This is a genomic window from Parapedobacter composti (assembly GCF_900112315.1).
Taxonomy (GTDB): domain Bacteria; phylum Bacteroidota; class Bacteroidia; order Sphingobacteriales; family Sphingobacteriaceae; genus Parapedobacter; species Parapedobacter composti.
Genome location: NZ_FOLL01000004.1, coordinates 146525 through 160079 on the forward strand (window position 1 = coordinate 146525; position 13555 = coordinate 160079).

9 protein-coding genes are annotated in these 13555 nt (G+C 49.3%); 4 read left to right on the forward strand and 5 right to left on the reverse strand.

Annotated features, from left to right (window positions below; all coding sequences use genetic code 11):
- Positions 1 to 9: 9 nt before the first annotated feature.
- The 3 genes from BM030_RS06750 to BM030_RS06760 all read right to left on the reverse strand — a co-directional run bounded on the left by BM030_RS06750 (position 10) and on the right by BM030_RS06760 (position 5166).
- The gene (locus BM030_RS06750; protein WP_090972707.1) at positions 10 to 3162 is read right to left on the reverse strand and encodes a TonB-dependent receptor; all 3153 of its coding nucleotides are present in this window, start codon (positions 3160 to 3162) and stop codon (positions 10 to 12) included.
- A 174-nt stretch (positions 3163 to 3336) separates the two neighbouring features.
- On the reverse strand, positions 3337 to 4461 hold the full coding sequence (locus BM030_RS06755; protein ID WP_090972524.1) for a FecR family protein: 1125 nt from the start codon (positions 4459 to 4461) through the stop codon (positions 3337 to 3339).
- Between the two features lie 102 nt (positions 4462 to 4563).
- On the reverse strand, positions 4564 to 5166 hold the full coding sequence (locus BM030_RS06760) for an RNA polymerase sigma factor (protein WP_090972526.1): 603 nt from the start codon (positions 5164 to 5166) through the stop codon (positions 4564 to 4566).
- A gap of 339 nt (positions 5167 to 5505) precedes the next feature.
- On the opposite strand from BM030_RS06760, the gene BM030_RS06765 reads away from it, so the two are divergent.
- Complete coding sequence (locus BM030_RS06765) at positions 5506 to 6006, forward strand: hypothetical protein (protein WP_244518731.1); 501 nt, start codon at positions 5506 to 5508, stop codon at positions 6004 to 6006.
- On the opposite strand, the gene BM030_RS06770 is transcribed toward BM030_RS06765, so the two are convergent.
- Positions 6003 to 7316 (reverse strand): mechanosensitive ion channel family protein, encoded by a 1314-nt coding sequence (locus BM030_RS06770; protein ID WP_090972528.1) that lies wholly within the window; start codon positions 7314 to 7316, stop codon positions 6003 to 6005. The genes BM030_RS06765 and BM030_RS06770 overlap by 4 nt on opposite strands.
- Before the next feature lie 242 nt (positions 7317 to 7558).
- On the opposite strand from BM030_RS06770, the gene gyrA reads away from it, so the two are divergent.
- The 3 genes from gyrA to BM030_RS06785 are packed head-to-tail and all read left to right on the forward strand — an operon-like array spanning position 7559 to position 12414.
- A complete protein-coding gene (gene gyrA / locus BM030_RS06775) occupies positions 7559 to 10120 on the forward strand; it encodes a DNA gyrase subunit A (protein ID WP_090972530.1) in 2562 nt (853 codons plus the stop codon).
- Positions 10092 to 11237, forward strand: a complete 1146-nt coding sequence (locus tag BM030_RS06780; RefSeq protein WP_244518733.1) for a tetratricopeptide repeat protein — start codon at positions 10092 to 10094, stop codon at positions 11235 to 11237. The genes gyrA and BM030_RS06780 overlap by 29 nt, the downstream gene beginning before the upstream one ends.
- Positions 11238 to 11247: 10 nt before the next feature.
- Positions 11248 to 12414 (forward strand): tetratricopeptide repeat protein, encoded by a 1167-nt coding sequence (locus BM030_RS06785; RefSeq protein ID WP_244518735.1) that lies wholly within the window; start codon positions 11248 to 11250, stop codon positions 12412 to 12414.
- Between the two features lie 44 nt (positions 12415 to 12458).
- Here BM030_RS06785 and BM030_RS06790 read toward each other — a convergent pair whose 3' ends face one another.
- Positions 12459 to 13487, reverse strand: a complete 1029-nt coding sequence (locus BM030_RS06790) for a quinone-dependent dihydroorotate dehydrogenase (RefSeq protein WP_090972536.1) — start codon at positions 13485 to 13487, stop codon at positions 12459 to 12461.
- Between the last annotated feature and the right edge of the window lie 68 nt (positions 13488 to 13555).

Consider the following 13555-nt stretch of genomic DNA (forward strand, 5'->3'; position numbering starts at 1 on the left):
TGCTTTCGATTACAATATTGTTGCCTTTATTCCTAAACTGTAGCTTGCCATGCGTGGATACGCACCGTTACCGGTAAACCGGTCATCACGTTCGGGCTCCAGCCCCTCCCACCTCGTGAAGGTCAGCGCATCCTGCGCATTCAGGTAAAACCGAACGTTCCGGATGCTGCCCCCGATGTTTGGGATGGTATAACCGATTTGCAGGGTTTTCACCCGGAAATAAGCAGCGTTGCTCAACCAGACATCGCTCAGCACCGCATTGGAACTGGCCCCCGTCCATACCCTGGGAAAGCGGCTGTTCGGATTGTCGGGTGTCCAGCGGTTTTCCATGTACTCCTGCCGCGGCGTGCCTAAACTGTTGTTGGTGCCGTCCATCAGCACCGGGTAGCCTTCCATGCCGCGGAGGCGTTGCATGCGTTTGCCAACGCCTTGACCAAGCATGCTGAAATCCCAGCGCTTGTAGCGCAAGTCCAGTGTAACCGAATAATTCATATGCGGGAATGGATCCCCCAGGTTCACCCGGTCGAGTTCATTGATGATGCCGTCGCCATTTTGATCCACATAGCGAATATCTCCGGGAAGGGTATTCGGCAGCTTGGCTGTGGTAGCATCCACTTCTTCCTGCGTCTGGAAATAGCCGTTGCTCTGATAGCCGTAATAGTTATCAATTGCGATGCCCCTGTACCATATCTTGTCTGCGTTATCCTTGAAGACAAGCGAGTCGCCAGCAGAATAGCCTGCTCTGAGTACCCGGTTCTGGTTGTCAAACAGCATTCCGCCTACAGCATAGGTAACATTACCCACCTTGTCACTCCAGCGGGCGGCGATTTCCCACCCTTTATTTTCCACTTCTCCGATATTGACGGATGATTCCAAAACATTCGCACCTGTCAACGGTGGTACTGGAAAACTTTCATAAATTAAATCGTATGAATGTTTTCTGTATATTTCTGCCGTGACATTCAGCCGGTTATCCAGGGCCGTAACATCCATACCGACGTTCCATTGTTTTTGCTTTTCCCAGCTAAACTCGGGGTTCGGCACACGCATCACCCATCCCCAGTTGTTCACCACTTCCTGCCACAGGTAAGGGGCTACGTCTTCGTTACCTATCAAACCATAAGAAAAGCGGAATTTCAGGTTATTGATTGCGCCGCTTTCGCGAAGGCCGGCCATAAAATTTTCATTGTGTGCGTTCCATGCCAGTGCCGCTGAAGGGAAGAAGCCCCACCGGTGTCCCGGAGCGAATTTGCTGCTTCCATCGGATCGGGCCGTCACTTCCAGGAGATACCGTTCGTCAAACGCATAATTCAGCTTACCGAAAAACGAAGCTTTGTTGATTTCGCGGTAATCGGTAAAATTATAGGTCATTACTTCCGTTCCCGCAATCAGGTACAGCTTATCCTTGTCTTTCCGGAGCGGCTGCTCGTAATTGATGTTGGCACGCGCAGTCAGCTGGCTTTCACTGACGCCCTGATCGGCCCCTACGCTGTTGGCCCATATCTCTGTGGGCTTGCCGTCACCGTCATAAAAACGGAATGTCTCCCTCTTTTGCTTCCATGCCGATTTGTTAATCATGTATGACACGTTACCGTCAAGGGAAAAATTCGGCGTGATGAAGTAACGCGGACGCAGGTTAATGGTGCTTCTGTCGTGCACATTATTACGTACGCCGCCGTGGAGAATGGACGCAATGGGATTAAGATTATTATGCAGGATGTAATGGTTCTCCCGGTCACTGTCGTAAAAAATCTGCTGTGTGGGGTTCATCTTCCAGGCATCTTCGTACAGGCCGTTTCCGTTGGTATTGGCCATTAAGCGGTCTACCTGTAAGCGATGAGCATAAAAGTCTGCCAAAAGGATAAACTTATCCGCCATGTTGATGTTCGTATTGAACCGGGCACTGAACTTTTCTGCCCCTTCTCCGTGGTTCAAGCCATTATCGGTCAGGTACCCCAGCATCAGGTTGAATGCACCGACACCGCCACCCCCTGAAATGCTGGCTGTGGTATTGTGTGAATGAGCCCTGCGTTGCATCACCGCATCAAGCCAGTTTACCGACGGTAACTCGCCGCTTTCAGCCTTTGCGATATCGTCATCTGAAAACAAGAGCGACTGCCCTTGCATTCCGCGGGCCTCGTTGTTGAGCCGCATGTAATCCGCAGCGCCCACAAAATTAGGCTGATCTATCGGGTTGCTCACAGCTGTCCATGAGTGAAGGTCTACTTTGAACTGCCCGGTCTCGCCGCGTTTGGTTTCAATGATGATTACGCCGTTAGCGCCCCGGGAACCGTAAAGCGAGGCCGAAGCAGCGTCTTTCAACACAGTGATACTTTTAATCTGGTTAGGGTCAATGTCGGTGAGCGATTGTTCCATACCGTCTACGATAACCAGCGGGGCCTGGCTCTGCAGGGTGCTGACGCCGCGGATGGAGATGGTTCCCGGCACACTGCCGGGCAGGTTGCTTCCCTGCATCATGGTAACGCCCGGCAGCGTACCACTGAATGCTTCTTCCAGTTTAAAAATAGGCCGGTTAACGACCCTTTCCATATCGATCTCTGCCACGGACGAAGCCAAGTGCCGCCGCTCGATGGTGCTGTATCCGGTTACGACCACTTCTTCCAAGCCCGTGGTCTCCTGCCGTAACACCACGTCAACCCTGGTTCGGTTCTGCGTGTTTATTTCAACCGTTTGAAATCCCATCAAACTGAAAATCAACGTAGATTCTTCATTGATGACAATCTGGTAGTTGCCTTTACTGTCGGTAATGGCACCGACCGTAGACCCTTTTACCAATACGTTCACTGAAGCAAGCGGAGTACCGTCTTCGTCCGTAACCGTCCCCTGTATGGTCCGCTGCTGGACCTCTTCCCGGGCTTTTATCGTGATTTGATTGCCGGTGATCACATAATCCAGCTGTTCCTTGGCCAGCACCTTCTTGAGTAACCGGTGAAGGTTTTCGTTCCGGGCCGACACGTTTACTGTTTTGTGTTTAACTAATTTATCTTGATAAAAGAAAATATAATCGCTTTGCTGCTCTATTTCCTTGAACAAATCGGTAAGATTACCGTTTTTTATGTCGATATTGATATGTTGCGAATACGTTTCAGCGTGAACGGAAACCATGCCTACAATCAAAAGAAAAGCGACAATTTTGAACATTAGAACCGTTTTTTTGAGAAAACCATAGCCTATGCCGCCACGGGATGGCAGGGATTGCCAGGCATAAAAATATTTCATACCTTTGTTAATCGTTATAAGTTTATACATCAATTAATTAATTAACGTGAAACGGGTGGATGTGCCAGCATCTGCCCGTTACTGATCATTATCTGATTAGTTAAGTTTTTCCTGTATAACTATCCTCCTTTCTTCTTGTTTGATAACATACGCCTGTTGGTCATAGATTATAGCCAGCAGACTGGTGAGTGGTTGGGTCAGGTCAAGCCTGCCTGAAAAAGTTTCGTCTGTAAACACTTCATTCGCTGTTACGATTTCAGTATTATAGATGCGTTCCAACCGAATGAGTAACTCGGCCAGCGGCGTACTTCTCAGGATTAATTGCCGTCTGGTCCACGAAATGTGGCTTTCCACATCGTCTTGGCGAACCTCCAGGCGGCTTGCTTCTTTTTGCAGAACCGCTGTATTTCCGGGCTCTAAAACCAGCTTTTCGAACTGCTGCTTGCCCACTCCCTGCAATTCAATCTTACCGCTTACCAAAACCGTGGACGTAAAGGCGTCATCACGGTAAGAGCTCACGTTAAAAGCAGTACCCAAAACCTTTATCAGGAAATCAGCCGTATGCACGAAGAACGGCTTTCGGGCATCATGCGCCACGTCAAAATACCCTTCGCCTTCAAGGTACACCTCCCGCTTTTGTGTATCGAAGCGCTGGGGAAAGGTCAGCTGCGAGCCAGCATTGAGCCATACCTTGGAACCGTCTGGCAGCACGACCTCGGTACGTTTGCCGTACGGTACGGTGAGTGTAGTGAATGTATTATCTTCTTCTGTGTCGGCCTGGTTAGGAAACGAAGATAAATCTATGACCGGCGCATCATCCAGGATAAGCATCCGCTCATCGCCACCCATCAGTTTAATGGCGCCAGTGTCCATAAGCAGGTTTTGATTGCTCAATGCGGCAAGGGCAATCGGCGCTTGTACAGGCCCCTGAGACAGCCAAAACCATGCGGAAACGGTAACAACAGCCGCTATGCCGGCGGCCACGGCTAACGTCAACCAGCGTATTTTCTTACTCCGCTTCTGGTCCGTTTCACTGATGGTTGATGTTATCCTTTTCCACAATTGTTCCCGGTCTTCCGGACCCAGCCCCGGAGTTTTTTGGCCACTCAGCACCTTAAATATAGACATGGCCATCTTTTTTACGGGACCGTCCGGTTCCCTTTCCAGATTTTGGCGGGGAGCATCGTCTCCCCCTAATATATCTTCGACGTTACGGTTCATTCAAATTGGAACGTTACTTCTCTCTATATAGAGAAACGAAAAGACGATTTATAGACAAGTTTTTTTAAAAAAAATTCACAGGTGTACAGCCACGGGCACGTTTTATTTCCTGGAGTGCATCAAGGCGATAAAAAGCACGTTTGACACGGGGATGTCGGCCAATTTTTTTCGCAGTTCCTTGACGGCGCGGTATACCATTGTACGGCATGACGCTATGGAAACACCCATCACATCCGCTACTTCAGCATAATCCAGCTCACAGGTAAAACGCAGGTAAAGGGCTTCCTGATGCCTGCCGGAGAGCCTGTTCACTTCTTTAACAACGCGGCGTAACAATTCGGCTTCTTCTTCATTACGGATGGCCATACGCTCAATATCCCATTCGATTAAGAAAGGGATGCCCTCTTCAAAGGCGGCATACAGTTCCATATGCCGTTGCCTCTTCTTGACAGCCGAAGCGATTTTCCGCCGCAACGAACTGAAAAGATAAGCAGTAGCATTGGCATTGGCGTCTAACCGGGGACGGTAATGGTGGATATCCACAAACAAATCATGGATAAGATCCCTTATCAGTTCCGTATCCTGGCTATAACGGCAGCCGAACGCGAATAGGCGATCGGCATAGTAATCGTATAGCACCCGGAAAGCATATTCCTTTCCGGACACAAAATCTTTCCAACAGGTATTTTCAGTCAAACCAGCCATTCAGCGCTCTACTCCTCACAAAATCCATTGTTGCAAATATCCATAACGCATTGTTACGGTAATGTTAATATTAAATAATATTAAAATTTAAGACAGGCCTGCTGGCATATTCGCATAGCGAGGATATCCCGATGCCATTTTCAAAAATAGCTATTTATATCATGCCAACAAATTAAGTACGCTATAAGCTAATCGCGCCCTCCTCAGGCCTACGTTATCAGCTAAAATTAACATAACGCAACGAATTGCGGGTAATTTCCCTATTTTTGCCGCTGCAGCAATCAACCGTAATGAAGCGGTGAACGGCGGTGCATTGCATCCTTATAATAATAAATCAATATGAGCGAACGGTCAAAAAAGATTTTTCTGGCTATATGTATTATCATTCCCTTCATTGTTTATTGCTATGTGTATTATAGCCAGATGTTCCGGAACGCCCCTTACCGGTTTGCCGACTTTGAATCGATTGTGCTGGCATACGGCGAAGGGGATAGTTTGGTGAACCGGTTCGACTCAAAGACAGGCATATACCAATACCTTGATAGACGGGACTCTTTGGTGAGCGATACGGTGCGCCTGCGCAACGATGACCTACAGTACCTCCACGGCAAGGCTGCCCAGCTCGGCTTTTGGAACCTGCCGGAAGACATGACATCTGCTGAAGACAATGCCACAGCCGCACGGCCGGCACCGCGTTTCCATCTGCAGTACAACTATAAGGAAAAAAGCAAGACGGTTACGCTGGACAGCGATTTCGATGGTAATCCCAAAATGATGGAAGCCGCGAAATCCGTTATCGACGAAGTTATACGGGTCATCAACGATGCGCGCGACCGTTAGTTCACCTGGACTGCTTCACCGGCGGACGCCGACAGGCGCAGGCTCCGCACATCATCCGAAGCCGGTGCTTCAAACACTTCCAGACCAAAGTACTTGATGGCCGCCAAAAGATGGTCAAAGATATCAGACATAATATCTTCGTATACTGCCCACCGGGTATCGGAAGTAAACATATACAGCTCAATGGGCAATCCCTGTGCCGTTGGTTGAAGCTGCCTGACCAACAAGGTCATATCTTTGCGTATGAGCGGATGCTGCTGTGCATAGCGGTTGATGTATTGCCTGAATAATCCCACGTTGGTCATGTTGCGGCCGTTCACAGGCATGGAGCGGTCGGCCCCCGTCTGGGCATTGTACTGATCGATTTCTGCCTGCCTGCCCGCGATATAGGGCGTTAGGATCTGGATTTTCCGGAGATCAGCAATTTCTTCCTGAGTCAGGTACCGTATGGATGATATTTTGATGTTGATGGAACGTTTGATGCGCCGTCCGCCGGCGTTCTGCATTCCCCGCCAGTTTTTGAAGGAATCTGTAATAAGGTAATACGTGGGGATGGTGGTGATGGTTTTATCCCAATTCTGTACCTTCACCGTATTCAGGTTGATCTCGATGACATCGCCGTCCGCTCCGTATTTCGGCATTTCAATCCAGTCGCCTACCCGGACCATGTCGTTTGTTGCTACCTGGATGCTGGCAACGAACCCAAGAATCGTATCTTTGAACACCAGCATGAGGATGGCCGACGCCGCACCCAGCGCTCCAAGGAACGCCCAGGGAGATTTTCCGGTAACCATAGAAAACACGACAATGCCGGCAATGAAAAACATGAATATGTTAATCACCTGGAGATAGCTGTCCAAGGGTTTGTCTTGGAACCCTTTTTTGGTACGGAGATGATCACGTACCGACCGGAAAAGTGCACGGAAGAGCATCACCCAGCCAAACACCAGCAGGATGTCGATAAACTTGCGCACGGGGCCAATCCATTCGGGGAAACCCGAAAAAACCACGGGAATGAAATGGATGGATACAATCAGCGGCACCAACCGTGCAAAGTGCACCAGCGCTTTGTTCCGCACCAGCAGATCGTCAAATTTGAGCGGCGATTTGCGGGCAGCCCTGCTAAGCAAATCGACCAGCACCTTACGAACAACAAAATCAACGATGCCGAGCACTACCATCAGCAACCCCAACAAGACAAACAACGTAACCAAATCGGCCTGCGCTTCGGAGACACCCCAGCGCATGAGCAATCCATGTGTCTGTTGATAAATCAGGTTCGATGAGTCAGTGATTATCTGTACTTCCATAAAACAACGATGATGTTAGCTGGATTGAAAAAAAGATGAATAAAATCGCTGCAAAGGTAACCAATTTCCGACGGACTTCAAAAACGCCCCTACTTTCTCAGGAGCCATCCACCGGGCAGCAATGCCCGTGCCGCGGTAGCCAAAAAATTGCACAATCCGTTAAAAATTTCGTAACTTCGCATGCGCAATAAGCTAACCTCCCTAACCTTGTTGTGCTTGTGATTGAAGAACTGTAAATAGTAATGGCTGAAGAAACAGAAAACGACAACAACCTCGTTCCGGCGAACGACCGGATTATCCCCATCAATATTGAAGACCAAATGAAATCGGCATACATCGACTATTCGATGTCTGTTATCGTGTCGCGCGCTTTACCTGATGTTCGCGACGGGTTGAAGCCGGTACATCGCCGGGTATTGTATGGGATGCTCGACTTGGGTGTCACCAGTGGCAAACCTTATAAGAAGTCTGCCCGTATCGTCGGGGACGTATTGGGTAAGTATCATCCGCATGGCGACTCTTCGGTATACGATACGATGGTGCGTATGGCTCAGGAATGGAGCTTACGCTACCCGTTGGTAGACGGGCAAGGCAATTACGGTTCTATAGACGGCGACCCTCCCGCGGCCATGCGTTATACGGAGGCGCGACTGAAAAAGATTGCCGAAGAACTACTCTCCGATATCAATAAGGACACCATTGATTACCAGCTCAATTTCGATGACTCGTTGGAAGAACCAACGGTGCTGCCTACGCGCATACCCAACCTTTTGGTTAACGGAGCTTCCGGCATTGCTGTGGGCATGGCTACCAACATGGCTCCCCACAACCTCTCGGAAGTGGTGGACGGTATCGTGGCCTACATTGACAACCGGGATATTGAAGTGCCTGAACTGATGCAATACATCAAGGGCCCCGATTTTCCGACGGGGGGGATCATTTACGGCTATGCCGGCGTGCAGGAGGCGTTCCAGACCGGCCGCGGCCGGGTAGTTATGCGTGCCAAGGCTGAAATTGAAACCACCAAAACCGGGCGGGAACAGATTATCGTAACGGAAATACCTTACCAGGTGAACAAATCGGACATGATAAAACGGACCGCCGATCTGGTTAATGAGAAAAAGATTGAAGGGATTTCCGAAATCCGTGACGAATCAGACCGGCAGGGACTGCGCATCGTTTATGAGATAAAAAGAGATGCGAATGCTTCCATCGTGCTGAATAACCTGTATAAGCATACCGCGCTTCAGACATCGTTCAGTGTAAACAATATTGCGCTGGTACACGGAAGGCCCATGCTGCTTAACCTGAAGGATATGATATACCATTTCGTGGAACATCGCCATGAAGTGGTTGTCCGCCGTACGCGGTTTGAACTTGCGGAAGCAGAGAAACGCGCGCATATTCTCGAAGGGTTACTTATTGCGCTCGACCACCTCGATGAGGTTATTCAACTGATCCGGGCATCTGAAACACCGGACGATGCCCGCATGGGCCTAATGGAGAAGTTCGGCCTGTCTGACATCCAAGCCCGGGCCATCCTTGATATGACCCTACGGAGGCTTACCGGACTCGAGCGGGACAAAATCAAAGAGGAGTATGCAGAGCTGATGAAAACCATCGAGTACTTGAAATCGGTGCTCGAGGATGAAGGACTCCGCATGAAAATCATTAAAGATGAACTGCTGGAAGTCAAGGAAAAATATGGCGATGACCGACGTTCTACCATCGTGCATTCGGCAGAAGATATGCGCATGGAAGACTTCATTGAAGACGAGGAGGTGGTCATCACGATTTCTCACGAAGGATATGTGAAGCGCACCCCGCTTACCGAATACCGCAGGCAGGGCCGTGGCGGCAAGGGGCTGATGGGAACCAACACGCGCGAAGAAGATTTCACCGAACATATCATCACGGCATCGGCCCATAACTACATGCTGTTCTTTACCGAAGCCGGCCGCTGTTTCTGGCTGCGGGCCTTTGAAATTCCAGAAGGCGGACGCACGTCGCGGGGGCGGGCCATCCAAAACATCATCAATATTCCTAAAGAGGAAAAAATCAAAGCGTACATCAAGGTGAAAAACCTCAAGGACCAGGAATACCTTGAGAACAATTTCATCATCATGTGTACCAAGCGGGGCACCATCAAAAAGACATCATTGGAAGCCTACTCAAGGCCCCGGGCCAATGGCATTAATGCCATTAACATCAACGACGGCGACCAGCTGCTGGAAGCCTGCCTGACCGACGGTAACAGTGAAATTGTAATGGCCCTGCGTTCTGGAAGAGCCATCCGGTTCAATGAATCGACCGTACGCCCCATGGGACGTACGGCCACCGGTGTGCGCGGAATCACGCTGGCCGGTGCCGATGATGAAGTAGTTGGCATGATTAGTGTTAATAATCCAGAGACAACGGTCTTGGTCGTGTCTGAAAAAGGGTATGGCAAGCGCACGGATATTGAAGATTACCGCGTGACCAACCGGGGCGGCAAAGGCGTCAAAACAATCAACGTTACCGACAAGACCGGCAAGTTGGTTGCTATCAAGGATGTGACGGACGATGATGACCTGATGATTATCAACAAATCGGGCATTGTTATCCGGATTGCCGTCAGTGAATTGCGGGTGATGGGCAGAGCGACCCAGGGGGTACGCCTGATTAGCCTGAAAGGCGATGACGAAATTGCATCGGTCACCAAAGTGGAACATGAAGAAGATGTTGACAGCGATGAGCAAGAAAACAGTGGAAATATCAATGAAAACGGCACAGCTAATGATGAATCCGCGTCGTCCGAAAACTAACGGAAACTTGGTTTACGCGGTTGCCTTGGTCATTTTTATGCTGGCAGGCGCGCTTCCGGTTGCCGCCCAGTCTAACCTGAAAGAAGGCAACAATAATTTTGCGCTATATATGAAGTCGAAAGACTTCAAGCATCTGGAAGCGGCGCGCAAATTTGCCGACGCAGCATTTAAAACCAAACGTGACTCCGTAAATTTCCGGAACAATTTGCTCCGCGGATTGGTGTACAGCACCCTTGCCATGGTCGACTCAAACCGCACGCAGAAATACAGTGCGGATCCCATCGACGTCGCATCGGCTGCGCTGAAGCGGCTGACCAACAACCGGCAGGCTGGATACGAGCACGAAACGGAAATCGATTACATCAAGAAGTCGCTGGCCAACGCTTATCTTATCAAAGCCAACCGCGCAGTGGGTAAGGGTAACTTCGAGGAGGCGCGGAGCCAATACCACAAAGTGGATTCGCTGAGCGGCGGCGCTATTGATGTGAAACATAACCTTGCGGTCTTGAGCGCAAAAACCGGCGGAGCAGATGATGCCATTAAGCGTTATGAGGCATTCATCAATCAGCGGGAAACGTCGTCTCCGGTTTATATCCTTGAACTGGCCAAACTTTACCGTGAAAAGAAAGACCGCCGCGCAGTGTTGAATACGCTGCTCAAAGGCAGGCAACAGTTTCCGGAAAACAAGGAAATCCTGTTTGAGCTAATCAGTACTCATGTGGCCAATGAGGCTTATGCCGCCATTGTGCCGCTTGTGGACGAAGCCATTGCGCATGAACCGGAAAACGTAAATCTCAACTACATTGCCGGTTATGCCAACGAGATGGAAGGCAACCACGCCGCGGCAAAGAAATATTATGAAAAGGTCATCCGTTTAGATGCCAATAACTTCGATGCCAACTTTGAATTGGGGCTGCTGTACCTGAAAGAGTTCATTGCCAATCCCGATGACTCAGAAAAACAAAACAAAGCACAGGAATATTTGTTAAGAGCAAATCAAATAAGACCTTCTGAGGTAAACGCATTGAAATCCCTGGCGGTATTGTACGACCAGTCAGGAAACATCATTCAATTGGAACGAGTAAATAACATATTAAATCAACTCACAATAGACTAAAAACATGAAAATGAAATCCATTTTGTTAGGTACACTGGTACTTACCGCCTCGGTAGCGTTTTCACAGACCAGTAACCTGAGAAAGGCAAAAGCCAGTTATGACAAGTTTACCCAAGTTAAGAGCATGGGTACCCCAGAATTGGGAGCCAACGATTTGAATACCGCCAGGGAAGCCTTGGAAAAGGCCATCGAACATGAGAAAACCAAGGACTTGGCTGAAACCTGGACATATTATGCATTGGTGAATGCAGACCTTGCTTTATTGGACTCTACCGATGCTTCCGATGGCTATATCAAAAAAGCTGTTGAAGCCCGGGAAAAAGCGATAAGCCTTGATACCGACAAACAAAACGAGCAAAACCTCAGTGTCCTGAATTCCATCCTGGCCCAGCGTGAATTAAATAGCGGTGTCAAGGCTTGGGATAGCCAGGACTTCCAAGCTGCGTACCAAGCATTCAACAACGGTTTGACCTACCTTCCCGGCGACACCACGTTATTGTATTATTCGGGTCTGGCTGCGGTGAACGCACAGCAGTATGATAAGGCCTTGGAAAAATACGTGGAGCTGGTGCCTGTAGATAGCTTTTCAAATAACAGGCAGATTATCCTGGATGTGTCTCGTCTCTATCTTATGGAAGGCGACACGTCAAACGCCATAAAATATGCGGAACTGGGTGTCCAGAAATACCCTAATGATAAAGAGCTGGCAACCCAGAATATCGAACTGAACTTAATGGCGGGCAATGAGCAGGGAGTTATCAGCGCCATCAACGATCAGGTGGCTAAAGATCCGGATAACAAAAACCTCCATTATTACCTCGGAATAGCCTATTCCGCAACCAATGACGTGGAAAATGCAGAAGCCGCTTACCGGAAAGCACTGGAAATCGATCCGAATTACCTGGATGCCAACATCAACCTCGGCGGTTTGATCCTGAATAAAGGTATCGATCATTTCAACAAAACGAACAACGCCAACCTATCTCAATCCGAGTACGACGCCGAAATCAAAAAGGCTTATGACATTTTTGACCAAGCCCTCCCCTACTTGGAAAAAGCGGTGGAAATTGACAGCAAGTCTGTTTTGGCGCTAAGCAACTTGAAGAAGTACTACGAGATTAAAGAAAACAAAGCAAAGGTCGATGAGTTGGATCAACGCATAGACGCACTGCAATAGCAATAGGCTGTTAGCTTAAGTCTGAAATAGCCCATGGACAGCAATTATCCATGGGCTATTTTTTTGCATATCCGTTTTATCAGCCCCGGGCCTTCGTAAATGAAACCGGTATATAGCTGCACCAGCGAAGCGCCTGCGTCCAGCTTCTCGCGGGCCTCCGCGGCGGTATGAATGCCTCCTACACCGATAATCGGGAATGCGCCGCCCGACCTGTCGGCCAGGTAACGAATCACCTGGGTTGACCGTTTCGTGAGCGGCCTTCCGCTCAGTCCGCCAGCTTCCGTTGTTAAACGGCCTGCACTTTTCAGCCCTTCGCGGGAAAGCGTAGTGTTTGTTGCTATCACCCCTGCGATTCCGGTTTCCTTTACAATGTCCACGATGTCATCCAGTTGGCTGTCTGTCAGGTCAGGAGCAATCTTAAGCAGAATCGGCCGGGATACATCACCCTTACGGTTACGTTGCTGTAACGTGTTCAAAATATGGGTTAACGGTTCCTTTTCCTGCAAAGCCCGCAAACCTGGCGTATTGGGAGAACTTACATTAACCACAAAATAGTCGACAACGTCGAACAGTGCGTCAAAGCAGTAAATGTAATCGTTCACGGCTTCTTCGTTCGGGGTGTTTTTGTTTTTCCCGATGTTACCCCCGATGACGACGGACCTGCGGTTTTTCAGGTGGCGTAGCCGTTCTGCGGCAACATCCACCCCCTGGTTGTTGAACCCCATTCGGTTAATCAACGCTTCATCGGCCTTCAGTCTGAATAAACGGGGCTTTTCATTTCCCGGCTGCGGGCGCGGTGTTACCGTACCGATCTCGATAAAGCCAAACCCCATGGCTGCCATTTCTTCGACATAAGCCGCGTTCTTGTCAAAACCCGCCGCTAAACCCACCGGGTTCTTAAACGTTAATCCGAAGACTTCACGGGTAATGCCCGGGTGTTCGAAGCCATAAACGGATTTCAAGAGTTTTTTGCCGCCCCACAGCTTGCAGAACGTTTGAAGGCCGCCGGAAACGGTATGATGTGCCGTTTCCGGATCCATTGAAAAAAGCAAAGGTTTCACCAGTTTATACATGCGGCAAAGATAGGTTTTATCTGCATTACCCGGCTAGTTTTAAACATACGGGCAAAGCGTATACCCTA

Excerpts from the sequence above, each read along its gene's own strand:
- BM030_RS06755 (WP_090972524.1), bottom strand. The coding sequence starts at position 4,461 with ATGAACCGTAACGTCGAAGATATATTAGGGGGAGACGATGCTCCCCGC.
- BM030_RS06765 (WP_244518731.1), top strand. The coding sequence starts at position 5,506 with ATGAGCGAACGGTCAAAAAAGATTTTTCTGGCTATATGTATTATCATT.
- BM030_RS06780 (WP_244518733.1), top strand. The coding sequence starts at position 10,092 with ATGATGAATCCGCGTCGTCCGAAAACTAACGGAAACTTGGTTTACGCG.
- BM030_RS06790 (WP_090972536.1), bottom strand. The coding sequence starts at position 13,487 with ATGTATAAACTGGTGAAACCTTTGCTTTTTTCAATGGATCCGGAAACG.
- BM030_RS06760 (WP_090972526.1), bottom strand. The coding sequence starts at position 5,166 with ATGGCTGGTTTGACTGAAAATACCTGTTGGAAAGATTTTGTGTCCGGA.
- gyrA (WP_090972530.1), top strand. The coding sequence starts at position 7,559 with ATGGCTGAAGAAACAGAAAACGACAACAACCTCGTTCCGGCGAACGAC.
- BM030_RS06785 (WP_244518735.1), top strand. The coding sequence starts at position 11,248 with ATGAAATCCATTTTGTTAGGTACACTGGTACTTACCGCCTCGGTAGCG.
- BM030_RS06750 (WP_090972707.1), bottom strand. The coding sequence starts at position 3,162 with ATGTTCAAAATTGTCGCTTTTCTTTTGATTGTAGGCATGGTTTCCGTT.
- BM030_RS06770 (WP_090972528.1), bottom strand. The coding sequence starts at position 7,316 with ATGGAAGTACAGATAATCACTGACTCATCGAACCTGATTTATCAACAG.